Source organism: Conexibacter woesei DSM 14684, from assembly GCF_000025265.1.
GTDB lineage: Bacteria > Actinomycetota > Thermoleophilia > Solirubrobacterales > Solirubrobacteraceae > Conexibacter > Conexibacter woesei.
This window is the reverse complement of sequence record NC_013739.1, coordinates 264,812-289,850: the sequence shown is the minus strand read 5'-3', so window position 1 is coordinate 289,850 and position 25,039 is coordinate 264,812. Positions and strand designations below refer to the sequence as shown.

At 73.9% G+C, this 25,039-nt stretch carries 23 protein-coding genes and 1 riboswitch; of the genes, 11 read left to right on the top strand and 12 right to left on the bottom strand.

The annotated features are described in order from the left end of the window. Window positions 1–5: 5 nt before the first annotated feature. Both CWOE_RS01410 and CWOE_RS01405 read right to left on the bottom strand, forming a co-directional pair. The gene (locus CWOE_RS01410; protein WP_012931769.1) at window positions 6–776 is read right to left on the bottom strand and encodes an ABC transporter permease; all 771 of its coding nucleotides are present in this window, start codon (window positions 774–776) and stop codon (window positions 6–8) included. Beyond that, a complete protein-coding gene (locus CWOE_RS01405; protein WP_012931768.1) occupies window positions 773–1,561 on the bottom strand; it encodes an ABC transporter ATP-binding protein in 789 nt (262 codons plus the stop codon). The genes CWOE_RS01410 and CWOE_RS01405 overlap by 4 nt, the downstream gene beginning before the upstream one ends. A gap of 61 nt (window positions 1,562–1,622) precedes the next feature. On the opposite strand from CWOE_RS01405, the gene CWOE_RS01400 reads away from it, so the two are divergent. Then, window positions 1,623–2,243, top strand: coding sequence for a TetR/AcrR family transcriptional regulator (locus tag CWOE_RS01400; protein ID WP_012931767.1), 621 nt, complete (start codon window positions 1,623–1,625; stop codon window positions 2,241–2,243). A 10-nt stretch (window positions 2,244–2,253) separates the two neighbouring features. On the opposite strand, the gene CWOE_RS01395 is transcribed toward CWOE_RS01400, so the two are convergent. Then, the gene (locus tag CWOE_RS01395) at window positions 2,254–2,943 is read right to left on the bottom strand and encodes a FadR/GntR family transcriptional regulator (RefSeq protein ID WP_012931766.1); all 690 of its coding nucleotides are present in this window, start codon (window positions 2,941–2,943) and stop codon (window positions 2,254–2,256) included. Between the two features lie 65 nt (window positions 2,944–3,008). On the opposite strand from CWOE_RS01395, the gene CWOE_RS01390 reads away from it, so the two are divergent. The 3 genes from CWOE_RS01390 to CWOE_RS01380 all read left to right on the top strand — a co-directional run bounded on the left by CWOE_RS01390 (window position 3,009) and on the right by CWOE_RS01380 (window position 6,386). Then, window positions 3,009–3,662, top strand: a complete 654-nt coding sequence (locus CWOE_RS01390) for a YybH family protein (RefSeq protein ID WP_012931765.1) — start codon at window positions 3,009–3,011, stop codon at window positions 3,660–3,662. Between the two features lie 129 nt (window positions 3,663–3,791). Next, window positions 3,792–4,994 (top strand): serine hydrolase domain-containing protein, encoded by a 1,203-nt coding sequence (locus tag CWOE_RS01385; protein ID WP_012931764.1) that lies wholly within the window; start codon window positions 3,792–3,794, stop codon window positions 4,992–4,994. A gap of 69 nt (window positions 4,995–5,063) precedes the next feature. Next, the gene (locus CWOE_RS01380) at window positions 5,064–6,386 is read left to right on the top strand and encodes a S8 family peptidase (RefSeq protein WP_012931763.1); all 1,323 of its coding nucleotides are present in this window, start codon (window positions 5,064–5,066) and stop codon (window positions 6,384–6,386) included. Window positions 6,387–6,455: 69 nt separating this feature from the next. On the opposite strand, the gene CWOE_RS01375 is transcribed toward CWOE_RS01380, so the two are convergent. The 4 genes from CWOE_RS01375 to CWOE_RS01360 all read right to left on the bottom strand — a co-directional run bounded on the left by CWOE_RS01375 (window position 6,456) and on the right by CWOE_RS01360 (window position 10,674). Then, complete coding sequence (locus CWOE_RS01375; protein WP_012931762.1) at window positions 6,456–7,775, bottom strand: aminotransferase class V-fold PLP-dependent enzyme; 1,320 nt, start codon at window positions 7,773–7,775, stop codon at window positions 6,456–6,458. Between the two features lie 35 nt (window positions 7,776–7,810). Continuing rightward, window positions 7,811–7,935: riboswitch (SAM riboswitch) on the bottom strand. 75 nt (window positions 7,936–8,010) lie between these two features. Then, a complete protein-coding gene (locus tag CWOE_RS01370) occupies window positions 8,011–8,877 on the bottom strand; it encodes a MetQ/NlpA family ABC transporter substrate-binding protein (protein WP_012931761.1) in 867 nt (288 codons plus the stop codon). Between the two features lie 22 nt (window positions 8,878–8,899). Further along, window positions 8,900–9,553: a methionine ABC transporter permease gene (locus CWOE_RS01365; protein ID WP_012931760.1), complete on the bottom strand. Its 654-nt coding sequence runs from the start codon at window positions 9,551–9,553 to the stop codon at window positions 8,900–8,902. Next, window positions 9,550–10,674 (bottom strand): methionine ABC transporter ATP-binding protein, encoded by a 1,125-nt coding sequence (locus CWOE_RS01360; RefSeq protein ID WP_012931759.1) that lies wholly within the window; start codon window positions 10,672–10,674, stop codon window positions 9,550–9,552. Before CWOE_RS01360 ends, CWOE_RS01365 begins: the two co-directional genes overlap by 4 nt. 85 nt (window positions 10,675–10,759) lie before the next feature. On the opposite strand from CWOE_RS01360, the gene CWOE_RS01355 reads away from it, so the two are divergent. From CWOE_RS01355 to CWOE_RS01335, 5 genes are all read left to right on the top strand, one after another. Beyond that, window positions 10,760–11,776: an iron-siderophore ABC transporter substrate-binding protein gene (locus CWOE_RS01355; protein WP_012931758.1), complete on the top strand. Its 1,017-nt coding sequence runs from the start codon at window positions 10,760–10,762 to the stop codon at window positions 11,774–11,776. 74 nt (window positions 11,777–11,850) lie between these two features. Further along, a complete protein-coding gene (locus CWOE_RS01350; protein ID WP_012931757.1) occupies window positions 11,851–12,693 on the top strand; it encodes a DMT family transporter in 843 nt (280 codons plus the stop codon). Window positions 12,694–12,780: 87 nt separating this feature from the next. Further along, the gene (hrpA, locus tag CWOE_RS01345) at window positions 12,781–16,719 is read left to right on the top strand and encodes an ATP-dependent RNA helicase HrpA (protein ID WP_012931756.1); all 3,939 of its coding nucleotides are present in this window, start codon (window positions 12,781–12,783) and stop codon (window positions 16,717–16,719) included. Between the two features lie 35 nt (window positions 16,720–16,754). Further along, window positions 16,755–17,156 carry a nitroreductase family deazaflavin-dependent oxidoreductase gene (locus tag CWOE_RS01340; RefSeq protein ID WP_012931755.1) on the top strand — a complete coding sequence of 134 codons (402 nt, stop codon included), beginning with the start codon at window positions 16,755–16,757 and terminating at the stop codon, window positions 17,154–17,156. A 100-nt stretch (window positions 17,157–17,256) separates the two neighbouring features. Next, window positions 17,257–18,912, top strand: a complete 1,656-nt coding sequence (locus tag CWOE_RS01335; protein ID WP_049793461.1) for a glycerol-3-phosphate dehydrogenase/oxidase — start codon at window positions 17,257–17,259, stop codon at window positions 18,910–18,912. On the opposite strand, the gene CWOE_RS01330 is transcribed toward CWOE_RS01335, so the two are convergent. Beyond that, complete coding sequence (locus CWOE_RS01330; RefSeq protein ID WP_201447108.1) at window positions 18,909–19,529, bottom strand: alpha/beta hydrolase; 621 nt, start codon at window positions 19,527–19,529, stop codon at window positions 18,909–18,911. The genes CWOE_RS01335 and CWOE_RS01330 overlap by 4 nt on opposite strands. 10 nt (window positions 19,530–19,539) lie before the next feature. Between CWOE_RS01330 and CWOE_RS01325 the strand changes: the two genes are divergently transcribed. Then, window positions 19,540–20,298 carry a polysaccharide deacetylase family protein gene (locus CWOE_RS01325; protein WP_012931752.1) on the top strand — a complete coding sequence of 253 codons (759 nt, stop codon included), beginning with the start codon at window positions 19,540–19,542 and terminating at the stop codon, window positions 20,296–20,298. Here CWOE_RS01325 and CWOE_RS01320 read toward each other — a convergent pair. Genes CWOE_RS01320 through CWOE_RS01305 form a run of 4 tightly spaced genes read right to left on the bottom strand, consistent with a single transcriptional unit; the run spans window position 20,262 to window position 24,423 of the window. After that, window positions 20,262–20,939 carry a response regulator gene (locus tag CWOE_RS01320; protein WP_012931751.1) on the bottom strand — a complete coding sequence of 226 codons (678 nt, stop codon included), beginning with the start codon at window positions 20,937–20,939 and terminating at the stop codon, window positions 20,262–20,264. The two genes, CWOE_RS01325 and CWOE_RS01320, sit on opposite strands and share 37 nt — an antisense overlap. Further along, window positions 20,936–22,225 (bottom strand): sensor histidine kinase, encoded by a 1,290-nt coding sequence (locus tag CWOE_RS01315; RefSeq protein WP_012931750.1) that lies wholly within the window; start codon window positions 22,223–22,225, stop codon window positions 20,936–20,938. Before CWOE_RS01315 ends, CWOE_RS01320 begins: the two co-directional genes overlap by 4 nt. Beyond that, window positions 22,222–22,953, bottom strand: a complete 732-nt coding sequence (locus CWOE_RS30005) for a DUF4097 family beta strand repeat-containing protein (RefSeq protein WP_012931749.1) — start codon at window positions 22,951–22,953, stop codon at window positions 22,222–22,224. Before CWOE_RS30005 ends, CWOE_RS01315 begins: the two co-directional genes overlap by 4 nt. 15 nt (window positions 22,954–22,968) lie before the next feature. Then, on the bottom strand, window positions 22,969–24,423 hold the full coding sequence (locus CWOE_RS01305) for a S41 family peptidase (protein ID WP_012931748.1): 1,455 nt from the start codon (window positions 24,421–24,423) through the stop codon (window positions 22,969–22,971). A gap of 237 nt (window positions 24,424–24,660) precedes the next feature. On the opposite strand from CWOE_RS01305, the gene CWOE_RS01300 reads away from it, so the two are divergent. Next, window positions 24,661–25,032 carry a DUF6883 domain-containing protein gene (locus CWOE_RS01300; protein ID WP_012931747.1) on the top strand — a complete coding sequence of 124 codons (372 nt, stop codon included), beginning with the start codon at window positions 24,661–24,663 and terminating at the stop codon, window positions 25,030–25,032. The last annotated feature ends 7 nt before the right edge of the window (window positions 25,033–25,039 follow it).

The window sequence follows — 25,039 nt, the reverse complement described above, 5'->3', positions numbered from 1 at the left end:
CTCCGTCAGCCGCGCAGCTTGTACCCCCGCGCGAACAGGCGGAGGTTGAACGCGAACAAGGCGACCGTCGCGACCGTCAGCAGCGCGAGCGAGAGCGCGACGTTGATCTCCGAGTAGCCGATGAAGCCGTAGCGGATCAGCCCGACCATGTAGTAGACGGGGTTGAAGTGGGTCAGCGTCTCGAACGGCTCCGGCAGGACCGAGACGGTGTAGAAGACGCCGCCGAGGAAGACGAGCGGCTGGAGGATGAACGTCTGCGGGAACGAGACGTCGTCGAACTGCTCGGCGCGCACGCCGATCAGCACGCCAAGCTGCGCGAAGAAGAAGCCGACGAGCGCCAGCGACGGCACCAGCACCAGCACGTGCTCGACCGGCAGGTCGACCAGCAGCCAGGCGGCGACGAACGTCAGCGCCGCGACGATCATCCCGCGCAGGAAGCCGCCGAGCGACAGCGCCAGCAGCAGCTCCAGCGGCGATGCGGGCGAGGAGAGCTGGTCGTCGATCGCGCGCTGGAACTTCTGCTGCAGGATCGAGGAGGAGTTGTTCGCGAACGCGTTGATCGCCAGCCCCATCATGATCAGGCCCGGCACGATGAAGACGACGTATCTGACCCCGCCCGGCTGCCTGTCGATGCTGGCGCCGAGCGCGGCACCGAAGACCGAGACGTAGAGGAACGTCTCCAGCAGCGGCGCGCCGAGCGTCTGCTTCTTGATCTTCATGAAGCGGTTGACCTCGCGCCGCAGCAGCGTGAGGAAGCGGATCTGCGCGGCGCTCACGATGCGACCTCAGCCGCGGCGACGTCGTCGAGGCGCCCGCGCGCCAGCTCTCTGCGGCCGGCCAGCTCCAGGTAGGCGTCCTCCAGCGTCTCGACGCCGTACTCGGCGGTGAGCGATGCGCTCGTTCCCTCCGCGACGATCCGGCCGCCGTCGATGAAGGCGATCCGGTCGCACAGCTCCTCGGCCTCTTCGAGGTAGTGCGTCGTCAGCAGGATCGTCGTCCCCTCCGCGTTGATCCTTCTCACGTACCGCCACAGCTCCAGCCGCAGCTCGACGTCGACGCCCGCCGTCGGCTCGTCGAGGATCAACAGTCTCGGCCGGTGCATCAGCGCCCGCGCGAGGATCAGCCGCCGCTTCATCCCGCCCGACAGCGTCATCGCTCTCTCCCGCCGCTTCTCGCTCAGCGAGAACGCCTCCAGCAGCTCGGCGGAGCGTGCACGCCGCTCCTTGCGCGGCATGCCGAAGTAGCCGCCGTGATAGTCGAGCGTCTCCTCCAGCGTCAGGAACCAGTCGAAGTTCAGCTCCTGCGGCGCCAGGCCGACGGCGGTGCGCGCCTGCTCGTAGTCGTCGACCGCGTCGTGACCGAAGACGCGGATCGCGCCGGACGTCGGCCGGACGAGGCCCGTCGTACAGTGGATCAGCGTCGACTTGCCGGCGCCGTTGCGACCGAGCAACCCGAAGAACTCGCCGGCGGCGATGTCGAGCGAGACGCCGCGCAGGGCCTCGGTCCCGGTCGGGTAGCGCTTGGTCAGGTCGGCGATGTGCAGCGCGGGGGCGCCGGCCATACGGACTCCTCTTGGCGGATAGACACCTGCTAACGCAACTCGGAGTTGCGATACTGCGAGTGTGCCATGCGACGATCGGCACCGCAACGCCCCGCTGGGCTGCCGCGGCGAACCCGTCCTCGCGGCGGTGCGCGCCGCGACGCTCCGCGAGCTGGCCGAGTGCGGCTATGCCGCGCTCACGATCGACAACGTCGCACGGCGCGCAGGCGTCCACAAGACGACCGTCTACCGCCGCTGGCACGATCGCGAGCAACTGCTGCTCGACGCGCTGTCCGACCACGTCGCGACCGAGGTGCCCGTGCCGGACACGGGCGACGTCGAACGCGACCTGCGCGAGCTGGCGCGTGGGCTCGTGCGCTGGATCGCCAGCCCGGCCGGCGGCGGCGTGCTCGCGACGATGCTCTCCGACGCCGGCCGCGTGCCGGCGATCGCCGAGGCGCGCCGGCGCTTCTACCGGCAGCGGTTCGAGCAGGCGGCGCCGATCGTCCGCCGCGCGATCGAGCGCCGGGAGCTGCCCGCCGGCACCGATCCGGCCGAGCTGCTGAAGGCGCTGATGGCGCCGATCTACCTGCGCCTGCTCGTCACGGGCGAGCCGCTCGACGAGGAAGCGGCCGATCGCGCGGCCGAGGTCGCGCTCGCCGCCGCGCGGGCGGGCGCGCTGAGCAACCCGCCGCGTACGTAGCCACCGCGCCTCAGGCGCTCGACAAGTCCGCTTCGAGCAGCGTGCGCGCGGCGGCGGCAGCGGCGGCGTCGTCACCGCTGAGCAGCGCGCTGCCGAGCAGCAGCAGGCTGTCAACGTCGCGCGGGAGCAGCGCGGCCGCGAGCGCCGGGAAGCTGTCGAGCGCGGCCAGCAGCGAGTTGAGCGCGAGGCGGTGGGCGAGGTTGCCGGCGCCGGCGACGATCGCCTGCCACAGCGCCTCGTAGGAGGCGACCGCGGCCTCGGGATCCGTCTCGGCGGTCGCGGCGGTCGCGGCGGCGAGCCGCGCCGCCTGCTCGCGCACCGCGAGCGGCGCGCGGGCGGCACAGCGGCGCGCAGCGTCGGTGCCGATGCAGGCGCGCAGCTCCAGCACGGCGCGGACCAGCTCCTCCGGCGGCAGCTCGCCGGGGTGGTCGACGAGGTCGAGCAGCACCTCCAGCCCACCGCTCTCGCGCCAATCGCGCACGCGTGTCGGACCACCCTGGCTGATCTGCACGAGCCCCGCCTGCTCGAGCCGCTTCAGCGCCTCGCGGACGGCATGGCGGTTGACGCCCAGCTCGTCCGCCAGCACCCGCTCGGACGGGACGGCGGCGCCGACCGCGAGGTCGCCGCCGAGGATCTGCTGCCGCAGACGCTCGTGCACGACGTCGGAGACGCGGCGGGCCGGCGTGTCGCTCGTGCTCACACGACCGGTTGTACCAGTGCACGCGGCGCATCGCCGCCCTCCGGCCTGGGTATGCCCCCGGCACGATGGGACGCCACCCGGCCCGCAGGAGCGACGACGCACACGCACCCGAGGCGCGCCCGGCCAGCGCGATCGGCGCGATGGCCCGCGGCGCCAGCGCGTTCGGCTCGTCCGTCTTCGGCGCGACCGCGATGGGCGCGCTCGCGGTCGGCCGTGCGGCGATCGGCCGGCTCGCGATCCGGCGCGCGACCGTGACGCGACTGGAGATCGACGAGCTGATCGTCGGGCGGCTGCAGATCGACGCCGGCGGCGCGGCTACGCGCGAGCAGGTCGCGGCCTGGCTCGACGCCTACGAGCGCGCCTGGCGCACCCCCGGAACCGACGTGCTCGCCGACCTCTTCACCGACGACGCGACGTACAGCCCCGGCCCGTTCAGAGAGACGTTGAGCGGACGGCCCGCGATCGCCGCCTTCTGGGAGGACGGTCGCGACGGGGCCGACGAGCGGTTCGCGATGCGCAGCGAGCTGCTCGCCGTCGAGGGCGACGTCGGCGTCGTGCGCGTCGAGGTCGACTACGAGCGGCCCGAACCGAGCAGCTTCCGCGACCTGTGGGTGGTCGCGTTCGCGCCCGACGGCCGCTGCCGCGCGTTCGAGGAATGGCCGTTCGCGCCCGGCGACCGGCTCTCGCCGGGAGCGCCGCCGGCGCCGTCGGACGCGTAGCCGCACCGGTCGTGCCAGCTCCCGCACCGCCGGCCGGGTAGCCGAACCACGCGGATCCCGGGCACCCGAACCGCCGCCCGGCTGCCTGCTCCATTCCGCGCGCGAGTGCCCCGCAGAAGGATCCGCAGGGTGAAAACCATCCGCACGACGCTCGCGCTCGCAGCAGGCCTCACTCTCCTCACCGGGGCCGCCGCCGGCACCGCGGCCGCCGCCCCCACGCAGCTCTCCGCCATCGATCTCGACGCCGCGCTCGACACGGCGCTCGCCGACAGCGGCGCCCCCGGCGCCACCGTCGCCGTGCTCGACAGGGGCGAGCTCGTCTGGTCCGGCGCGGCCGGTCTCGCGGTCGATCCGAGCGCCGCGCCGATGCGCCTCGGCGCGGCCAGCGCGCCGGCCGCCGTCGCGATGAGAACCGACACGCTCCAGCCGATCGCGAGTCTGACGAAGAGCTACACCGCCGTCGTGATCCTGCGGCTCGCCGAGCAGCGCAAGCTCAGGCTCGACGCGACGATCGACGACTGGCTCCCGGCCGTGCCCGGCGCGCGCACCGTCACCGTCCGGCAGCTGCTGCAGCACACCGCCGGCTACCCGGACGTCGAGGCCGACCCGTACGTCACGCGGATCACGAGCACCCGCCGCCGCTACGACCCCGACCACCGCTGGACGCGCGCGGAGCTGATCCGGCTGACGAGAGCGCCGGCGTTCACGCCCGGCACGAGCTGGAGCTACTCGAACACGAACTACCTGCTGCTCGGCGAGATCGCCGAGCGCGCCGCGAGAGCGCCGTTCGCCCGCCTGCTCGACCGCTACGTCGCGCGTCCGCTGAAGCTGCGCGACACGCTGATCAGGCGCAGCGCGCTTCCGCTGCAGCGCTTCGCGCACGGCTACTACTTCACTGCGAAGACGCGCTTCGACACCTGGTCGGCCGCGAGATCGGTCCCCAGCGATGCGTTCGGCCCGGTCTGGACCGACGGCGGGATCGCGACGACGGCGCTCGACGCCGCGCGCTTCTCCGACGGCCTCTACCGCGCCGGCGCGCTGCTGCGCCCGCGCACGCTGGCGACGATGACGCACACGCCGGGCGCGCGCTTCAGAGGCCACGGCCTCGGCACGAAGCGCTTCGCGTTCGGCGACGGCGCGCGCTGGCAGGGCTTCATCGGCGCCTACGGCGGCTACACGAGCATGGCGGCGACGAACCGCGACAGCGGCATCACGATCGCGGTGCTCTCCAACCAGCTCGGGATCGATCCGGTCACCGCTCCGGCCCCGGCGATCTGGGTGCGGATCGGCCAGGCGCTCGGCGCCGTGCCCGACCGCGCCGCGCTCGGGTAGCGGGCCGGCGCGCGGCGACCGGCGACCGGCGCTTGGTCCGGCGCGGACGTGTGACACTCCGGAATCGCGATGAACGGCCACCGGACCAGCCACCGGGCGCGGCGCCGCACGCTCGCGCTGGCGGCGGCGACCGGCCTGCTGAGCGTCGCCGCGCCGGCCGCCGCGCCCGCCACAGCCGCCGCCGCGCCGCCCGCGGTCGCGGGCCAGCTGCTCGTCGGCTTCGAGCGCGGCGTCTCGAAGGCGCGCCAGACCCAGCTGCTCGACACGGCCGGTGCGCGGATCGCGCGTCGCTACGACGCCGTCCGCGGCGGCCGGCTCGTGCTCGTGCGGGCACGCGGCGGCGCCGCGCTGTCGGCGATCCGCTCGCGTCTGAGCCGCGCCGGCGGCGTCGCCTACGCGGAGCCGGACTACGTCCTCGCCGCCACGCAGACGCGCACGCCGGACGACCCGCTCTACTCGCGCCAGTACGCGCTCGTCGACGGTCCCGCCGGCCACGACGTCGACGCGCCGACGGCGTGGGCGAGACGCACGAGCTGCGCCCGCGTCGCGATCCTCGACACCGGCATCGACACCGACCACCCCGACCTCGCCGCCAACGTCTACAAGAGCGCCGACAAGCCGAACAACGGCAAGGACGACGACCACAACGGCTACGTCGACGACACGTACGGCTTCGACGCGGCGGCAGGCAAGGGCTCGGGCGAGGACGACGACGGGCACGGGACGCACGTCGCCGGCATCGTCGCCGCGCGCACGAACGACGCGCTCGGCGTCGCCGGCACGTGCTGGTCGGCGAAGCTGCTCGCGGTCAAGTTCATGAACAGCCGCGGCAAGGGCTCGACCTCGAACGCGATCGCGGGGATCCAGTACGCGGTCCGCCAGGGCGTCAAGATCGTCAACTGCTCGTTCGGCTCCAGCGCGAACTCGTCGTCGCTGAAGGACGCGATCGGCTACGCGCAGGACCACGGCGTGCTGCTCGTCGTCGCCGCCGGAAACGACAGCGAGAACATCGACAGACAGCCGAGCTACCCGGCGTCGTACGCGAACTCGAACATCCTGACCGTCGCCGCGAGCGACGACGAGGACCGGCTCGCGTCGTTCTCCGACTACGGCGCGACCGCGGTCGACGTCGCCGCGCCCGGCGACGACATCCTCTCGACCTATCTCGGCGGCGGCTACAAGACGCTCTCCGGCACGTCGATGGCCGCGCCGTACGTGGCCGGCGTCGCGGCGTTGCTGCGCAAGCAAGAGCCGGATGCGAGCTACGCCGACCTGCGCTACGCGATCCGCGGGCACGCCGACGCGGTGCCGGCGCTGAGCGGGAAGGTCGCGAGCGGGGGCCGCCTGAACGCCGCCAAGGCGCTCGCGGCGATCCCCGCGCTGGTCGACTGAGCGGGGCGAGCGAGCGGCGCGGCGGCCGCCCGGGCGACGGGGCCGTGCGGCGCGCGCGGCGCGGCGCCCCTACGCCAGCAGCTCGGGCAGCGGACGGTCGTCGCCGACCGGCGCCCAGCCGTCGGGGCCGGGCGCGTACGCCCAGCGGCTGCCGTCGCGCACAAGCCGCTCCAGCGCGTCGGCGAGCCGCTCGACGTCCTCGACGCTCGTGCCGACGCCGAAGCTCGCGCGCAGCGCGCCGGCGCGGGCGGGACCGAGCCCGAGCCGGGCGAGCAGCTGGTGAGCGCAGAAGCGTCCGTCGCGCACGCCGACGCCGTGCTCGGCTGACAGGTACGCGCCGACGTGCGCCGGCTCCCACCCCTCGACGGTGAAGGCGACGGTGCCGATCGCGTCGCGGCTGTCGGACCAGATCCGCGCGACCCGCACGCCCGGGATCCGCGTCAGCCGTGCCAGCAGCAGCTCGCGCAGCGACGCCTCGTGCGCCTCCAGCGCACCGGGCGCCAGCTCGTCGAGCGCGTCGCAGGCGGCCGCGAGCGCGACCGCGCCGAGCAGGTTCGGCGTGCCGGCCTCGTGCCGCGCCGGGCCGTCGTGCCAGACGACGTCCTCGGCCGTCACGTCGCGCACCGCGCCGCCGCCGGCGAGGTACGGCGGGGCCGCGTCGAGCCAGTCGGAGCGGCCGATCAGCACGCCCGAGCCGTACGGCGCGTAGAGCTTGTGGCCGGACAGCGCGAGATAGTCGGCGCCGATCCGCGCGAGGTCGACGCGGCGGTGCGGCGCGAGCTGCGCGGCGTCGACGACGACGCGCGCGCCGGCGCCGTGCGCGAGCGCGACGACCCGCTCCAGCGGCAGCAGCTCGCCCGTCACGTTCGAGGCGCCGGTGATCGCGACGAGTGCGACGGGCGCCGCGGCGAGCGCGTCGCCGAGCCGTGCCAGCGTCTCCTCCAGCGTCGGCGCGACCGCCAGCTCGCGGTGCGGCCCGCGCCGCCACGGCAGCAGGTTCGCGTGGTGCTCGGAGTCGAGGAAGACGACGTCGCCCGCGCCGGCCGGCACAGCGCTCGCGAGCAGGTTGAGCGCGTCGGTCGTGTTGCGCGTGAAGACGACGGCGTCGTCGGGGCGCGCACCGGCGAAGCGGGCGACCGTGCCGCGCGCCTGCTCGTAGAGCGCGGTCGAGACGCGGGCGGGGAGCCCGGAGCCGCGGTGGACGCTGCCGTAGTACGGCAGCACCCGCGTGATGCGCTCGGCGACCGCGGAGAGGGCGGGCGCGGTGGCGCCGTAGTCGAGGTTGGCGTAGCGCGTCTCGCCGCCGCCGACGAGCGGCACGCGCAGCTGCTCGCCGACGACGGACAGGAGCGCGCCGGCGACAGGGGTGCGGATGGCTGCGATCGACATCTGGGACCTTTCGGGTTCGGGACCCGATCGATCAGGTCCACGTCTTGCCGCAGTCCCGCCCTCACGGCGGACTGCGCGGCCTGGTCCTCACCCGGGGCACCCCTACATGGAGAAGGGTTGCCGGCCAGCAAGCCGGGGCTTGACGCTGGCGCTCGTGACCGCCACGCAAGGTAGCAGTCACGAGCGCTTTGTCAACCGTTTCGGTCGGGATTCGCCCCCGCGCTGGACGAACGGCCTACTCGGCCGGGATCACCGCGCCTCTATATCTGTCCGCGATGAATCTTCTGACCTGCGGCGAGCGCAGCAGTCTCGCCAGCTCGACGATCCGCGGGTCGCTCTCGAGGTCCGGCGTCGTCACGAGCAGGTTGACGTTCGGATTGCCCGCCGCTCTCTCCAGCGCGAGCGCGTCCTCGGCCGGCGACAGTCTCGCCTCCAGCGCGTAGTTGCCGTTGATCACCGCGAGGTCGACGTCGTCGAGCGCGCGCGGCGTCTGCGCGGCCTCGACCTCCTCGAACTCGAGGTCCTTCGGGTTCTCGGCGATGTCGCGCGGCGTCGCCGTCTCGCTGTCGGGGTCCTCCAGCGAGATCACCCCCTCGGCGTCGAGCAACCGCAGCGCGCGCGCTTCGTTGGCGGGATCGTTCGGCACCGCCACGGTGGCGCCGTCGGCGATCTCGTCGAGCGATCTGACCTTGCTGCTGTAGATCCCGAGCGGCTCGATGTGCACGTCGGCGACGGAGACGAAGTCGTAGCCGCGCGCTCTCGACTGGTCCTCCAGATAGCCCGGCGTCTGGAAGTAGTTCGCGTCGAGCTGCCCCTCGTCGAGCGCGGTGTTCGGCACGACGTAGTCGGTGAACTCTCTGATGTCGAGTGTCAGGCCGGCTCTCGCGGCCAGCTCGTCCTGCACGAACTGGAGGATCTCGACGTGCGGGACGGGCGTCGCGCCGACGCGCAGCGGCTCCGAGCTGGGTCTCCCGGCGTTGGCCGCGGCCGTGCCGGCGGCGGTCGCCGCGGCGGTGCTGTCCCCGTCGTCGTCGCTGCCGCACGCCGCGACGCCGATCGCCAGCAGCACGAGCAGGAGCGGCAGAAGGACGATGCGTCGCATCGGGGGGTCCTTTCGGTGGTGGTCAAGCATGGGAGAGGTGGCGCGCGAGCCGGTCGCCGGCGAACTGGATGACCGCGACGAGGACGACGAGCACGACGACGGTCGCAATCGTCACGTCGGTCTCGTAGCGCTGGTAGCCGTAGCGGATCGCGACGTCGCCGAGGCCGCCACCGCCGACCGCGCCGGCCATCGCGGAGTAGCCGAGCACGCCGATCGTCGTGATCGTCACGCCGGCCACCAGGGACGGCAGCGCCTCCGGCACGAGCACCTTGAAGACGACCTGTCGGCCGTTCGCGCCGGCCGCCTGCGCCGCCTCGACGAGCCCGCCCGGAACCTCGCGCAGCGACGTCTCGACGATGCGGGCGAAGAAGGGGATCGTCGCGAGCGTCAGCGGCACGATCGCCGCGGTCGTCCCGATCGTCGTCCCGACGACGAGCCGCGTGAACGGGATCACCGCGATCAGCAGGATGATGAACGGGACCGAGCGGCCGACGTTGACGACGAAGCCGAGCACCCAGTTGACGACCGGCTGGCGCAGCGCGCCGCCGCGGTCGGTCAGCAGCAGCAGCGCGCCGAGCAGGAGGCCGAGCGGGATCGTGAAGAGCATCGCGACGCCGACCATCTGCAGCGTCTCGCCGGTCGCCTCGCGGATCAGGGGGACGAGGTCGTCGCTCACGCGACCGGCTCCTGCACCGTCTCCGCGACCGGCTGCTGGGGATTGGCGCCCGCGGCCGCGAGCGCGCGGCGTGCGCCGGCGCGCGCGTCGGCTGTGCCGGCGAGCGCGAGCCGCAGCCGTGCGACCGGGCGGCCGCCGACCGGCTCGTAGACGGCGGCGAGCACGTCGTAGCGGACGTCGGCGGCGCGCAGCGCGGCGCGCACCGGCTCGTCGGCCGCGGCGTCGAGCGGCGCGACGACGCCCCGCGCCGCGTCGCCGACGACGACGAGGTCGAGCAGCTCGCGGCCGTCGGCGGCGGCGGACCCGTCGGCGGCGCCGCCGAGCGAGCCGGCGTGCGCGTCGCGGCGTGCGTCGGCGGCGCTCGCGTCGTCGGGCAGCGCCGGCAGCAGCACGCGGCCCAGCGGCGAGGTCGGGCGTGCGGCGGCGTCGGCGAGCGTGCCGGCGTCGACCGCACGGCCGTCGCGCAGCAGCACCGCCGCGTCGGCCATCTGCTTGACGACCGACAGCTGGTGGGTGACGAGCACGATCGTCAGGCCGAGCCGCTCGTTGAGGTCGCGCAGCAGCGCGAGGACCGAGGCCGCGGTCTGCTCGTCGAGCGCGGAGGTCGCCTCGTCGGACAGCAGCACCGACGGCTCGGCGGCGAGCGCGCGAGCGATCCCGACGCGCTGCTTCTGCCCGCCGGAGAGCTGCGCGGGATAGGCGTCCGCCTGGTCGCCGAGCCCGACCAGCTCCAGCAGCCGCTGCGCGCGCTCGCGCCGCTCGCGGCGGTCGACGCCGACGATCTCCAGTGGCAGCGCGACATTCTGGGCGGCGGTCCGCGAGGTCAGCAGGTTGAAGTGCTGGAAGACCATGCCGATCTTGCGGCGCTGCTCGCGCAGGGCGGCACCGCGCAGCCGCGTCAGCTCGACGCCGCCGACCTCGACGCTGCCGGCCGTCGCGCGCTCCAAGCCGTTGACGGTGCGGATCAGCGTGCTCTTGCCCGCCCCGCTGGTGCCGAGCACGCCGAAGACCTGGCCGCGCGGAACCGTCAGGTCGACGCCGTCGAGCGCCACCACGTCGGCGCCGCCGCGACGGTAGACCTTGCGCAGGCCGGTCGTTCTGATCGCGGGCGTCTCGGACATGGCGATCGAATATAGCCAAAGGCGAGTGCATTTCATGGGATTCACCGCAGAGCGGCCCTGACGACCCCTTGTTAGGGTCCCCTAAATGCGCTCTCCCCTCCGCCTCCTGCTGCTGCCGCTGCTCGCCGCGATCGCCGTCGCGCTGACGGCCTGCGGCTCCGACGACGATGCCGCGACGACCGCCGGCGGGAGCGCGGCCGGCGGGACCGGCACGAGCGGGAGCGCCGCCGGCGCGTTCCCCGTCACGATCGAGAGCAGACTCGGCAGCGCCGAGATCGAGGCCGCGCCCGAGCGTGTCGTCGCGCTCGACTTCTCCTCCGCCGACGCCGCGATCGCGCTCGGCGTCGAGCTGGTCGGGATGGCGAGAGTCGACTACGCCGAGGGCGGCATCCAGCCGTGGACGAAGGCGCTGCTCAGAGGCGCCGAGCCGGAGCTGTTCTCGACCGCGGACGGCTACCCGGTCGAGCAGATCGCGGCGCTGCGGCCCGACGTGCTGCTGGCCGCGAACCCCTACCGGATCGCCGACGTCTACGACGAGCTGGCGCAGATCGCGCCCGTCGTCACGTACGAGACCGCGGAGGGGCACGACACGTGGCAGCGCTCGACCGAGCGGATCGGGCAGGCGCTCGGCAGAACGAGCGCGGCGCAGCAGCTGATCGAGCAGACCGAGCAGGAGGTCGCCGACGCCCGCAGAGCGCACCCGCAGTTCGACGGCAAGACGATCTCGCTCTTCAACATGGTCGACAGAACCGCGTGGGTGATCTCCGACGCAGAGGACTTCTCGGTCAGATTCCTCGCCGACCTCGGCATGACGCTCTCGCCGACGGTCGCGAGACTGAGAAGCGCCGAGGGCCGCGCGCAGGTGAGCCCCGAGCGCTACGACCTGCTCGACGCCGACGTCGTGATCGCGACCGCGTTCGACCCCAGAGAGCTGGAAGGCCTCGAGGACCACGGCGTCTTCGGCAAGCTCGACGCGGTCAGACGCAGCGCGTACGTCGCGCTGCCGCTGTCGCCCGCGACGTCGATCGCGTTCCCCTCCGCCGTCAGCGTCAGATACGCGCTGAGCGAGATCGTGCCGCAGGTCGACAGAGCGGTGGGCTGAGCGGGGAGACGTTGTCCACGGCGGTCACCGGCCGCGGTTGACTGCCAGCGCTCGCGCTGACACGTTGACCGGCGATGACCGCCCTGCTCCTCTCCCTCGGCGCGTCGCTCGCCTGGGGCGTGAGCGACTTCGGCGGCGGGACCGCCGCCCGCCGCTACAGCACGATCACCGTGCTGCTGTTCATGCGCATCGGCGGCGTGCTCGCGATGGGCGCGCTCGCGCTCGCGACGACCGCGCCGTGGGTCGGCTCGCACTGGCCGTTCGCGGTCGCGGCAGTCGCCACCACGATCGGCGGCGGGCTCGCGATGCTGCGCGCGCTGGCGATCGGGCCGATGGGGATCGCCGCGCCGATCGTCGCCGCGAGCGGCGCGGTCCCCGCGATCTTCGGCCTCGCGACCGGTCGCGCGCCGAGCACCGTCGCGCTCGCCGGGCTCGCCGTCGCCGCCGCCGGCGCGGTCCTCGCGAGCCGCGCGCCCGGCCACCGCGGCGAGCGCGTCGCCCCGGCCGGCGTCGGCTTCGCGCTGCTCGCCGCGCTGCTGATCGGCTCCTCGCTGCTGCTGATGCACGAAGCCTCCGCCGAGTCAGCTGTCTCCGCAGTCCTGCTGGAGCGGTCGCTCGAAGCGCTCTGCCTCGTGCTGTTCGTCGTGCTGCGGCCGCGGCTGCTGTCGCCGACCGACGGCGCCGGACGGCTGCCGCTGCTCGCGATCGGCGCGCTGGAGAGCTGCGCGATCGTCTCCTTCGCGGCCGCCTCGACGCTCGGCTCGCTGACGAGCGCCGCGGTCCTCTCCTCGCTCTACCCGGTCGTGACGGTGCTGCTCGCACGGGCGCTGCACGACGAGCGCCTCTCGCGCGCGCAGCTGGCCGGCGCGCTGCTGACACTGGCGGGCGTCGTGGTCGTCGTCGCGACGAGCGCCTAGAAGATCAGCCCGGGAGTTCCCGGAAGCGTGCCGCGGCGCCGCTTCCCGTCGCGGAACTCCCAATGCGGAGCACCCTATCCTGAAGGGGTGCCCTCGCCGTCCCCGCCGGACGCGCCGCTCGCCGACCTGCGCGCGCGCCTGACAGATCTCACGCTGCGTGACGAGCACCGCATCCGGCGGCGCTTCGACCGCCTGCGCTCGACGCACGGCGACGACGAGCGTGGCGCGGCGCTGATGAAGATCGCCGCCGACGTGGAGGAGTCCGAGGCGCGCGTCGCGCGGCGGCGCGCGAGCGTGCCGCAGGTGACCTACCCGCCGCAGCTGCCGGTCAGCGCGCGCAAGGACGAGCTGCTGGAGGCGATCCGTGACAACCAGGTCGTCGTCGTCGCGGGCGAGACCGGCTCGGGCAAGACGACGCAGCTGCCGAAGATCTGCCTCGAGCTGGGCCGCGGCGTGCGCGGCGCGATCGCGCACACGCAGCCGCGCCGGCTCGCCGCGCGGACGGTGGCGGAGCGGATCGCGGAGGAGCTGGACGTGCCGCTCGGCGACGCGGTCGGCTACGCCGTCCGCTTCAACGACAAGACGAGCGAGAGCACGCTCGTGCGGCTCGTGACCGACGGCCTGCTGCTCGCGCAGATCCAGCGCGACCCGCTGCTGCGCCGCTACGACACGATCATCGTCGACGAGGCGCACGAGCGCAGCCTCAACATCGACTTCCTGCTCGGCTGCATCAAGCGGATCCTGCCGAGACGGCCGGAGCTGAAGCTGATCATCACCTCCGCGACGATCGACCCGCAGCGCTTCTCCAGACACTTCGGCGACGCGCCGATCGTCGAGGTCTCGGGTCGCACCTACCCGGTCGAGGTGCGCTACCGACCGCTGGCGGTGGAGGCGCCCGACGGCGAGGAGGCGCCCGACGACCGCGACCAGATCGACGCGATCGGCGACGCCGTCCAGGAGCTGCGCCGCGAGAGCAAGGGCGACGTGCTCGTCTTCCTCAGCGGCGAGCGCGAGATCCGCGACACGGCCGACGCGCTGAGCGGCCGCTTCGGCGACAGACTCGACGTGCTGCCGCTGTACGCGCGGCTCGCGACCGCCGAGCAGCAGCGCGTCTTCAGACCGCACTCGAAGCAGCGCGTCGTGCTCGCGACGAACGTCGCCGAGACGTCGCTGACGGTGCCGGGGATCAGATACGTCGTCGATCCGGGCAGCGCGCGGATCAGCCGCTACAGCGCGCGGCTGAAGGTCCAGCGGCTGCCGATCGAGGCGGTCTCCCAGGCGTCCGCCGACCAGCGCAAGGGCCGCTGCGGCCGCCAGTCGGACGGCATCTGCATCCGCCTCTACTCGGAGCAGGAGTTCGAGGCGCGGCCGCGCTTCACCGACCCCGAGATCCTGCGCACGAACCTCGCCAGCGTGATCCTCCAGATGGCGGCGCTCGGGCTCGGCGCGATCGAGGAGTTCCCGTTCCTCGAGCCGCCGGACAGACGCCAGATCCGCGACGGCGTGCTGCTGCTGCAGGAGCTGGGCGCGCTCGCCGAGGGCGAGCTGACGCCACTCGGCCGCAAGCTCGCGCAGCTGCCGGTCGACCCGCGGCTGGGGCGGATGGTGCTGGAGGCGGACAGGCTCGACTGCGCGGACGAGGCGATCGTGATCGCCGCGGCGCTGTCGATCCAGGACCCGCGCGAGCGGCCGAGCGAGCACCAGGCGCAGGCGGACCAGGCGCACGCCCGCTTCAAGGACGACGACTCCGACTTCACCGCGTTCCTGAGCCTCTGGAGATATCTGAGGGAGCAGCAGAGAGCGCACAACAACTCGCAGTTCCGCAAGCGGCTGAAGCGGGAGTTCCTTCACTACCTGCGCGTGCGCGAGTGGCAGGACCTCGCCGGCCAGCTGCGCGAGGCGGCGAGAGGCGTCGGCGTGACGCTCAACCAGCAGCCGGCCGAGATGGCCGAGGTCCACAGAGCGCTGCTGAGCGGCCTGCTCTCGCACGTCGGGATGAAGGAGACGAGCGCGAGAAGACGCGGCGAGTACCTCGGCGCGCGCGGCGCCAGATTCATGATCTTCCCCGGCTCCGGCCAGGCCCGCAGACAGCCAGCGTGGGTGATGGCCGCCGAGCTGGTCGAGACGTCGCGGCTGTGGGGGCGCGTCGTCGCAAGGATCGAGCCGGAGTGGGTCGAGGCGCTCGCCGAGCACCTCGTCAGACGCACGCACTCCGAGCCGCGCTGGGAGAAGAAGCGCTCTGAGGTCGTCGCGACCGAGCGCGTCACGCTCTACGGCCTGCCGATCGTCGGCGGGCGCACGGTCTCCTACGCGCGAATCGACCCCGTGCTCGCGCGCGAGCTGTTCATCCGCCGCGCGCTCGTGGAGGAGGACTGGCACACGCGCCACCACTTCTTCCACGACAACCGCGAGCTGATCGACCAGATCGAGGAGCTGGAGCACAGAGCGCGGCGCCGCGACATCCTCGTCGGCGACGACGTGCTGTTCGACTTCTACGACGCGCGGATCCCGGCCGACGTGGTCTCCGGCGCGCACTTCGACAGATGGTGGAAGCAGGAGCGGCAGCGCGATCCGAGACGGCTGACGTTCACGCTCGACCTGCTGGCCGACAGAGACGCCGCCGCCGGCGCGCTCGACGAGCGCGCGCGGCCGGAGAGCTGGACGCAGGGGGCGCTGAGGCTGCCGCTCACCTACCACTTCGAGCCGGGCGCCGAGCACGACGGCGTGACCGTGCACGTGCCGCTGCCGGCGCTCGCCGGGCTGAGCGAGCAAGGCTTCGAGTGGCTCGTCCCGGCGTTCCGGCTGGAACTGATCACGACGCTGATCCGCTCGCTGCCGAAGGAGCTGCGCCGGCCGCTCGTGCCGGTGCCGGACGTCGCGGCGCAGGTGCTCGCCGCGCTCACGCCGGAGGAGCCGCGCAGCGCGCAGCTGCTCGACACGATCGCGCGCGCGATCGTCAGGCTGCGCGGCGTGCGGGTGTCGCCGGGCGACTTCGACCGCGGGCGCCTGCCGGCGTGGCTGAGAATGCGCTTCCGGATCGAGGAGGAGGACGGCAGGCTCGTCGCCGAGGGCGACGACCTGGAGGCGCTGCGGGCGCGGGTGCGGCCACGGCTGCAGGCAGAGCTGACCGCGTCGGCGGGTTCGACGCTGGAGAGAAGCGGCCTCAGATCGTGGACGATCGGCACGCTGCCGAGAACGGTCGAGCTGCCGGGGACGGGCGGGATGGCGAAGGCGTACCCGGCGCTCGTCGACGAGGGCGCGAGCGTCGGCGTGAGAGTGATGGACACACCGGGCGAGCAGTGGGTCGCGATGCACGGCGGCACGCGCCGGTTGCTGCTGCTGTCGGTGCCCGGCGCGACGCTGAAGCACGTCCAGGGCCAGCTCGGCGCGACCGCTGCGCTGGCGCTCGCGACCGCGCCGCACGGCAGCGCGGCGGCCGTCCTCGACGACGCGATGAACGCCGCCGTCGACGCGCTGATGGCCGAGGCAGGCGGCCCGGCGTGGGATGCCGTGGGCTTCGCGCGGCTGCGCGACCACGTCGCCGGCAACCTCGTCGAGCGCACGACCGCGATCGTCGCGCAGGTGTCGCGGATCCTCGCGCTGCGCGGCGAGATCATGGAGCGGATCGCCACGCTCGCCGCGCCCCAGTACGAGGCCGTGCGGCTCGACGTCGCGCGCCAGGCCGGCCGGCTCGTCTACCCCGGCTTCGTCGCCGGCACCGGCGTCGCGCGGCTCGACGACGTCGAGCGCTACCTGCGCGGCGCCGTCCACCGGCTCGACCGCGTGCCCGACCACCGCGCCGCCGACGCCGACCGCATGAAGGCCGTCCACGAGCTGGAGCAGGCCGTGCAGGAACGGCGCGCGAGCTGGCCCCCCGGCCGTCCCTTCCCGCCCGCGCTGTTCGAGGTCGGCTGGCTGCTGGAGGAGCTGCGCATGAGCCATTTCGCGCAGCCGCTCGGCGTCAGAGGCCAGGTCTCCTCCAAGCGCATCCGCAGAGCGCTGGCGGAAGCGTGGGCGGCGGGGTAATACTCAGGTTGGCCACCAGACGACAGGAGACACGCATGCTGTTCGGCGATGAGCACGTGAAGCGCTACGAGGAGACCGACGGGGCCGAGGGCCACGAGTGGCAGGGGACGACCTCGCTGATCCTCACGACGAGGGGGCGGAAGTCCGGCGAGGAACGCAAGGCCGCGCTGATCTACCAGCGCGACGGAGACGATCTGCTGGTCGTCGCCTCCAGAGGCGGCGCGCCGCAGCCGCCCGCGTGGTTCCTCAACCTCGAAGCCGATCCCGAGGTCGGCGTGCAGGTCGAGGGCGACAGATTCACCGCCCGCGCCCGCACCGCCACGCCCGAGGAGAAGCCGGGGATGTGGCGCAAGATGACGGCCGTCTGGCCCGACTACGACACGTACCAGACGAAGACCGACCGCGAGATCCCGGTCGTGGTGCTGGAGCGGGTCTAGCGCCGGCGCGGTAGCCGCGCGACCGGGACGGGTACCGTCAGGAGGCGTGACCGACGCCAGCAGCCTCAACCCCCAGCAACGCGCCGCCGCCCTGGAGCGGATGGCGAACGAGACGTTCGAGGTCGTCGTGATCGGCGGCGGCGCCGTCGGCGCGGGGGCGGCGCTCGACGCCGTCACGCGCGGGCTGTCGGTCGCGCTGGTCGAGGCGCGCGACTTCGCCTCCGGCACGTCGAGCCGCTCCAGCAAGCTGATCCACGGCGGCCTGCGCTACCTCGAGCAGCTCGACTTCAGACTCGTGCGCGAGGCGCTGAGAGAGCGCTCGCTGCTGCTCAACACGCTCGCCCCGCACCTCGTCAAGCCGGTCCCGTTCCTCTACCCGCTGCGGCAGCGCTTCTTCGAGCGGCCGTATGTCGAGGCCGGGATGCTCCTCTACGACACGATGGCCGGCCACGACGGCGTCCCGCGCCACCGCCACTTCACCAGACGCGGCGCGCTGCGGATCGCGCCGGGGCTGAAGCCCGACTCGCTGATCGGCGCGATCCAGTACTACGACGGCAAGGTCGACGACGCGCGCTGCACGATGACGGTCGCGCGGACTGCCGCCCACTACGGCGCGGCGGTCGCGAACAACGCGCCGGTCGTCGGCTTCCTGCGCGAGGGCGAGCGCGTGACCGGCGTGAGAGTGCACGACCTCGCGACCGGCAGAGACGTCGAGGTGCGCGCGCAGCAGGTCGTCAACGCGACCGGCGTGTGGACCGACGACGTCCAGCACCTCGTGCGCGAGCGCGGCAAGTTCAGGGTGCGTGCGTCGAAGGGGATCCACGTCGTCGTCCCGCGTGACCGCATCCAGCTCGACACCGGGCTGATCCTCAGAACCGAGAAGAGCGTCCTGTTCGTGATCCCGTGGGGACGCCACTGGATAGTCGGCACGACCGACACCGACTGGGAGCTGAGCAAGGCTCACCCGGCCGCGAGCAGGACCGACATCGACTACGTGCTGGAGCACGCCAACGCCGTGCTCGCGCAGCCGCTGACGCACGAGGACGTCGAGGGCGTCTACGCCGGTCTGCGGCCACTGCTGTCGGGCGAGTCGGAGTCGACCTCGAAGCTCAGCCGTGAGCACAGCGTCGCGGTGCCGGTGCCGGGCCTCGTGGCCGTCGCCGGCGGCAAGTACACGACGTACCGCGTGATGGGCAAGGACGCGATCGACGCCGCCGCGCGCGGGCTCGACCGCAGCGTGCCCGAGTCTGTCACCCACCGCACCGAGCTGCTCGGCGCCGACGGCTACCGGGCGCTGTGGAACGGCCGCCACCGGCTCGCGAAGCAGAGCGGGCTGCATCCGGCGCGGATCGAGCACCTGCTGGACCGCTACGGCTCGTGCATCCACGACCTGCTCGCGCTCGTCGCCGAGCGCCCGGAGCTGGCCGAGCCGCTCCCCGGCGCCGACGACTACCTCGCCGTCGAGGTCCACTACGCCGCCGCGAGCGAGGGCGCCCGCCACCTCGACGACGTGCTCGCGCGCCGCACGCGGATCTCGATCGAGACGTTCCACCGCGGCGTCGAGACGGCGCCGGTCGCAGCGAGACTGATGGGCGACGTGCTCGGCTGGAGCAGAGCGGACGTCAGACGCGAGGTCGACACGTACACCGCGCGCGTCGAGGCCGAGCGCCGCTCGCAGGAGCAACCCGACGACGAGGCCGCGGACGAGGTCCGCACCGCCGCGCCGGACCTGCTCGCCGGCGTCGGCGACGCCTAGCGAACCCGCGCGAGCCAGTCGCCGACGGCGGTGAAGTCGCCCTCGGTCAGCTCGTGACCGGCGGGCTGGACGGCGACCTCGACGTCGGCGCCGCCCTCGCGCAGCAGCTCTGTCAGCCGCTCGATCTGCTCGGACGGGCCGTACGGGTCGGCGTCGCCGACGGCGATCAGCACGCTCGTCCGGTCGAGGCCGGTCAGCGGCTGCTCGGGCTCATACGCGAGGACGGGGCGCAGCAGCGCGGCGGCGTGCAGCAGGCCGGGGTGGGAGAAGAGCAGCTCGACGGCGACGTTCGCGCCGTTGGAGTAGCCGAGCGCGGTGACGCGCGCGGGGTCCAGCTCGCGCTGCGCGAGCGTGTCTCCGACGAACGCGGCGAGCCCCGTGGTGCGCTCGCGCAGGTCGTCGAGGTCGAGGTCGGCCGGGCCGCGACGGGCGAAGAAGCGGCGCACGCGGCCGTTCTCCAGCACCTGGCCGCGCGGGGCGAGCAGTGCGGCGCCGGGCGCGAGCTGCCGGCCGAGCGGGACCAGCTGCCGCTCGTCGCCACCGGTCGCGTGCAGCAGCAGGAGCGTGTCGCCGGCGGTGCCGGGCTCGAAGTGGTGGTCGAACGCGAGATCGGGCACGATGCAGATCATGCCCGACGCCGGCCGATCCGAGCCCACCTCCACCGGCCCGTGGGGACCCGACGGCCGTCGCGCGGCCGTCGCGATCGTCTTCGCCGGGCTCGCCGGCACGACCCCCGAGCACCCGGTGACGCCCGCGCTGCCGACGCTGCTGCGGGTGCTCGGCGACCGCGACCTGCCGGCGACCTTCTGCGTCGAGGCGCCGATCGCCGCGAGCGAGCCGTTCGCGCTCTCGATGGTCGGCGTCGGCGCGCACGAACTGGCCGCGCTCGCTCCGCCCTCCGGCTCCGCGGCGCCCGCGCTCGACGCGCTCGCGCAGGAGCGCTTCAGCGCGGCTGGCGTACTGCTCCCGGCCGGCGCCGACGCCGATCCGAGCGTCCCCACCTCGTTGCGGGACGAGCTGACGCGAGCCGGCGTCAGCTACCTGGCCGCGCCCGCTCACGCCGCAGACGAGACGGCGCGGCTCGACGGCGACCTCGTCCGCATCCCGATCGCGCTCGACGACGGCGACGACCCCGCCCCGAGCGCCTTCCACCTGCGCTTCCAGGCGACGGTCGGCTCGACGCTCGCGCGTGGCGGCCTGCTCGTCGTCGCGCTGCGCCCCAGCTGCTTCGAGCGCCAGGACGCGCTCGACGTGCTCGTCGAGAGCCTCGACCTGCTCGCCGGCCTGCGTCGCGCGGAGCGGCTGTGGACCCCGCGCCTGCGCGAGCTGGCCGACGCGCTCGGCGCGGATCAGGCGTCGCCGGGACGCACGAAGCCGCTCTCGTAGGCGACGACGACGGCCTGGGTGCGGTCACGCACCGCCAGCTTGGCGAGGATCCGCGCGACGTGCGTCTTGACGGTGTGGACCGCCAGCACCAGCTCGTCCGCGACGTCGGCGTTGCTCATCCCACGTGCGACGAGGCGCAGGATCTCCGCCTCGCGTTCCGTCAGCACGGTGAGCAGCCGCGCGCCGCCGTCGCCGGCGCCGGGCTGGACGCTGCGCGCGATCAACGCGCGCGTCAGCTGCGGGAAGACGAGCGACTCGCCGCCGGCGACGATCCGCACGGCCTGCACGAGCTCCTCCGGCTCCGCGCGCTTGAGCACGAAGCCGCTCGCGCCGGCCCGCAGCGCCTCGTAGACGTAGTCGTCGTGCTCGAACGTCGTGACGACGAGCACGCGCGCACGGCCTCCGGCTACGACACGTCGCGTCGCCTCGATCCCGTCGAGCCGCGGCATCCGCACGTCCATCAGGACGACGTCCGGGTCCAACTCCTGCGCGGCGCGCACGGCGGCGAACCCGTCGGCCGCCTCCCCGACGACCGCGAGGCCGGGCTCGTTCGCCAGCAGCGTTCGCAGCCCGCCGCGAACGAGCCCGTCGTCGTCCGCGATCAGCAGCCGGATCGGCTCGCGCTCGTCTGCCGCGGTCATCGTCTTCTCAACGGAAGCATCGCGCGCAGACGGTACCCGCCGCCGTCGACCGGGCCGGCCTCGAGCGTGCCGCCGAGCGCGCGCACGCGCTCGCCCGCGGCGCGCAGGCCGCTGCCTCCTCCGCGCCGGCGCGGGTCGAGCGCCCTGCCGCCGTCGTCGTCGACCACGATCGCGAGCTGGTCGGAGGCGGCCTCGACGAGCACCCGCGTCGTCGCACCGGCGGCGTGGCGCAGCACGTTCGTCAGCCCCTCCTGCAGCACCCGATACGCCTCGCGGTCGAGGACTGGGGCGATGCCGTCGCGCTCGCCGCGCTGCACGACGGTGAGCGGCACGCCGGCCGCGCGCGTTCGCTCCAACAGCCGATCGACGTCGCCGAGTCCGGGCGCCGGGCGCCGCGGCGCGGCACGCGCTCCGCGCGCGGCGCCGTCGTCCTCGTCGCGCAGGCTCGCCAGCACGTGGTCGAGCTCGTCCAGCGCACGGCGTCCCTGCTGCTCGATCGCCTTCAGCGCGTCGGCGGCGAACTGCGGGTCGCGTGCGAGGACCCGGCGCGCCGCGGCAGCCTGCAGAGTCGCGGCGGTGACCGCGTGACCGACCGAGTCGTGCAGGTCGCGCGCCAGCTCCGCGCGCGCCGCGAGCCGCTCGGCCCGCTCTCTCAGCGCGACGAGCCGCTGCGCGCCGGAGCGGCCGAGCAGCGCCCGCGCGAGCCGCACGTGGAGCCACCGCCACGCGTCGATCCCGTGCAGCGCCAGCAGCCCGAGCGCGATCCCCGCGAGCACGCACCACGCCTGCGCGAGCAGCGGCGCGTCGCCGAGCCCGCCGCTGAACGGGGCGAGCACGAGCAGCAGCGCGACGAACACGGTGAGCACCAGCGCCAGCAGCGCGACGAGCGCGAGCGGGAGCCGGAGCAGCGTCCACGCGTACGCGCGCCAGCTCGGCCGCGCGCTCGCCGGCTGCGGCGCCTCGATCCCGGCGTCGAGCAGCGCGTTCGCGAGCCGCCGGTCGAGCGCGCCGCTCGCGCCGCTGACGGCGGCGGCGAGCAGCAGCATGAGCGCGCTCGCGACGAGCGCCGCCGTCAAACCGCGCTCCGCGGCAGCCGCGACGACGAACGCGACGAGCAGAGCCGCAGCGGCGCCGAGCACCAGGTCGGCCGCCGCCGTCCACGTGCGCGCGCTCGACAGCGGCGCGGCGACGGCTCGGGCGACGGCGCCGAGCGCTGCGCGCGCAGCGGCGGCGCGGCGCGGCTCGCTCGCGACGGCGCCCGGCGCGCCGCCCGCCGCGCCGCTCATCGCGCCGCCTCCACCGTCACGTCGCCGTCGCCGGCGCTCGCGCCGACGGTGCTGCGGCCGGCGGGGTCGGCGTCGATCCCGGCGCCGATCCAGGTGCGCCCGCGCGGCGCGTCGGCGCTCAGGTGGTAGCGACCCGGGGGCAGCGCGAGTCGCACCGCACCGCCTTCGGCACGTGCGTCGACCGCACCGGGGACAGCCGCAAATCGTGCGCGGATCGCCCCGGCGCCGGTCGCCCGCAGTGTGACGTGCGGCGAACGGAGCCCGACCGCGGTCACGTCGCCGTCGTGCGCCTCCGCGTCGATCGCGCCGGCCAGGCCGACCAGCCGCACGTCGCCGGTGCCGGTAGAGACGCGCACGTCGAGCCCGACCGGCACGCGCACGCGGTAGCTGACGGCACACTCGCTCCCCCAGCGCCAATCGCGGCTGGCGACGAGGCGGACGTCGAGCCGGTCGCAGCGGCCGGTGAGCCGCAGCACGTCGCCGCCGGCGGCGACGCGGGCGGCCGGTCGCGCGCCGGTCCAGCGCGAGCGCGTCTCGACGAGCACGTCGTCGCGGGCCTCGGCGACGACGGCAACGTCGCCCTCCTCGTCGTCGATCGTCAGCCGCTCCGGTGCGGGGAGCGTGTGAAGCGCCGTCGTGTCGCCGACCGTCCGCACGCGGGCGGCGAGCACGAAGCCGCTGGCCGCGACGAGCGCGAGCACGACGACCGCGACGAGCCGGGCCGTCATCGCACGCCCTTCGGCTCAGCGCCCGCCGAGTGCGGAGAGCGCTCGTTCGAGGGCGGGGTCGCGACGGGTGGCAAGGTCCTCCGGGGTGAAGACGGGCTGCGCGTCGGTCGGCGGGATGCCGCGCCCTTCATACACGGTGCCGTCGGGCGCAGTGTAGATCTCCGACGGGAGACCGAACGTCCAGCCGTTCGGCAGCCGGCGCACGAGCTGGTCGGAGAAGACGCCCTGGGTCGTCTCGCCGATCCGCGCGACGGCCGGCGTGCGCCCGATCAGCGACAGCACGAACGTCTCGCCGGCGCTCTCGGTGTCGCGACCGGTCAACAGCGCGACCGGCCCGTGCCAGCCCGGGCGGCCGGCGGCGGGGACGACATCGATCGCCTGCGGCCGGGTGCGTCGGGGCGTCCTCCCGCCCGAGATCTGCGTCGCCTTGCGGAAGGCGAGGTAGCGCGTCGCGGTGAGACGAGCCGCGACGACGAGCTGGAGCGCGTCGTAGCCGCCGACGTTCTCGCGCACGTCGACGAGGAGACCGCTGCGCGGCGCGTCGGCGCCGCCGAGGATCCCGTCGAGCGTGCGGGCGAGGACCTGCGCGTCCCGGCGAGAACCGTCGGCGGTGGCGGCGGCGCGCGCGTAGCCGCCGAACGAGACGATCCGCAGATAGCCGATGCCGCTGTGCGTGCGCGCATAGAAGATGCGGCCGTTCGCGAAGCTGCGCAGTCTCGCGCCGAGCCGCGTCTCGACGATCTGCTGGATGCGCGCGTGGTCGGCCGGTGCGAGCGGATGCGGGTCCGGTCTGCGACCGGTCCACTCGGTCTCGCTGCCCGGGTCCAGCAACGAGACGTGTGCGTCGTGCAGCGGCGCCAGCGCGCGCCGGTACAGCTCGAACAGCTGCTTCGGCGGGAGCGGTGTGCGCGTCGCGCGCTCGAGCGCGCGGGTGGTGCGCCGCCAGTCGACCCCGCGCCGCGCGAAGAACGGGTACTGCTCGGCGAAGGTCTCCGTCAGCGCCCGCGTCGTCGCGCGCTGATCGCGGTGCGGCGCGGCGTCGCAGCGGGCCGGCGGCCGCCTGATGCGCCGCAGCGTGACGACGCCGACCGAGCCAACCGGCCGCAGGACGACGCTGCCAGCGCGTCTGCCGGCAACGGCGTCGAGCGCACCCCAGCCGTCGGTTGCGGTGAGCCGCACCGCCGCGCCGCGCGCATGGGCGCGGAACACGCTCGCGGGCGTGCAGCCGGAGCGCGTCACGTCGTACATCCGGATGCGCGCGCCGCGCGCCTCCAGCGCCCAGCCGTAGCCGACGCTACGCCACGTGCCGGCGAGCTGCGGCGCATCCCGCGCCGCGGGCGCGGTCGTCGCCGCGTCCGACGTGTCGACGTCGAGCTGGCACGCGGCGGCGCTGAGCGCAAACGTCAATGCCGCCGTCGCCGCTGTGAGGCGGACGGCGCGGCGCGCGGCCGGGTGGGGCGATCGGATCATTCGCTCGACTCCTGCGTCGGGGGGAGGTGTGACGCCCGACGCTACGTCCGTGCCGCGCCGCTTTCCTCACCCGTCGGAGCGGTTCCGATCCGCCGCGCGAGTGAGCGCGTGTCGCTCGCACGAGCGACGCATGCGACGCGCCGGCGCGAACCCGTGCGCAGATCCGCGACGGTTTCGCCGCGGTTCCGCAACGACCTCGTGTAGAGCCGTCGCCCACCTCCGGGAGACGATCGGCCGATGCCCTGGCCACCCGCGATCGGCGACCTCCTCCCGCTTGCCGAGCACGCCTGCGGCATCCGCCGGAAGCTGCTCACGTACAGCCTCGCCCACGAGCACGAACGAGGCGGCGACAAGGCGCGCGCGTTCCTGCTGGCGCTCTCGATCGAGCGCGCGCACGTCGACCATCTCGAGGCGGAGCTGCGGGCCGGGGTGCGCGTCACGCCGATCAGTCGAGTGGACGTCAAGCGGCACGGATTTCTTTTCCAGGTTCGAATCCCAGTCCGTGGCGTCATGCTCCACCGGAATCGAGTTCTTCCAGTCACAACGGGCTGGCATGTACCGGAGGAAGGCATGGCGCCGCGACTCGCATCCGCCTATCTCAAGAGCTAAGGTGAGC

Coding starts and splice junctions, on each gene's coding strand:
- CWOE_RS01405 (WP_012931768.1), bottom strand. CDS start 1,561: ATGGCCGGCGCCCCCGCGCTGCACATCGCCGACCTGACCAAGCGCTAC.
- CWOE_RS01390 (WP_012931765.1), top strand. CDS start 3,009: ATGGGACGCCACCCGGCCCGCAGGAGCGACGACGCACACGCACCCGAG.
- CWOE_RS01380 (WP_012931763.1), top strand. CDS start 5,064: ATGAACGGCCACCGGACCAGCCACCGGGCGCGGCGCCGCACGCTCGCG.
- CWOE_RS01375 (WP_012931762.1), bottom strand. CDS start 7,775: ATGTCGATCGCAGCCATCCGCACCCCTGTCGCCGGCGCGCTCCTGTCC.
- CWOE_RS01370 (WP_012931761.1), bottom strand. CDS start 8,877: ATGCGACGCATCGTCCTTCTGCCGCTCCTGCTCGTGCTGCTGGCGATC.
- CWOE_RS01360 (WP_012931759.1), bottom strand. CDS start 10,674: ATGTCCGAGACGCCCGCGATCAGAACGACCGGCCTGCGCAAGGTCTAC.
- CWOE_RS01355 (WP_012931758.1), top strand. CDS start 10,760: ATGCGCTCTCCCCTCCGCCTCCTGCTGCTGCCGCTGCTCGCCGCGATC.
- CWOE_RS01350 (WP_012931757.1), top strand. CDS start 11,851: ATGACCGCCCTGCTCCTCTCCCTCGGCGCGTCGCTCGCCTGGGGCGTG.
- CWOE_RS01340 (WP_012931755.1), top strand. CDS start 16,755: ATGCTGTTCGGCGATGAGCACGTGAAGCGCTACGAGGAGACCGACGGG.
- CWOE_RS01335 (WP_049793461.1), top strand. CDS start 17,257: ATGGCGAACGAGACGTTCGAGGTCGTCGTGATCGGCGGCGGCGCCGTC.
- CWOE_RS01325 (WP_012931752.1), top strand. CDS start 19,540: ATGCCCGACGCCGGCCGATCCGAGCCCACCTCCACCGGCCCGTGGGGA.
- CWOE_RS01320 (WP_012931751.1), bottom strand. CDS start 20,939: ATGACCGCGGCAGACGAGCGCGAGCCGATCCGGCTGCTGATCGCGGAC.
- CWOE_RS01315 (WP_012931750.1), bottom strand. CDS start 22,225: ATGAGCGGCGCGGCGGGCGGCGCGCCGGGCGCCGTCGCGAGCGAGCCG.
- CWOE_RS30005 (WP_012931749.1), bottom strand. CDS start 22,953: ATGACGGCCCGGCTCGTCGCGGTCGTCGTGCTCGCGCTCGTCGCGGCC.
- CWOE_RS01305 (WP_012931748.1), bottom strand. CDS start 24,423: ATGATCCGATCGCCCCACCCGGCCGCGCGCCGCGCCGTCCGCCTCACA.
- CWOE_RS01300 (WP_012931747.1), top strand. CDS start 24,661: ATGCCCTGGCCACCCGCGATCGGCGACCTCCTCCCGCTTGCCGAGCAC.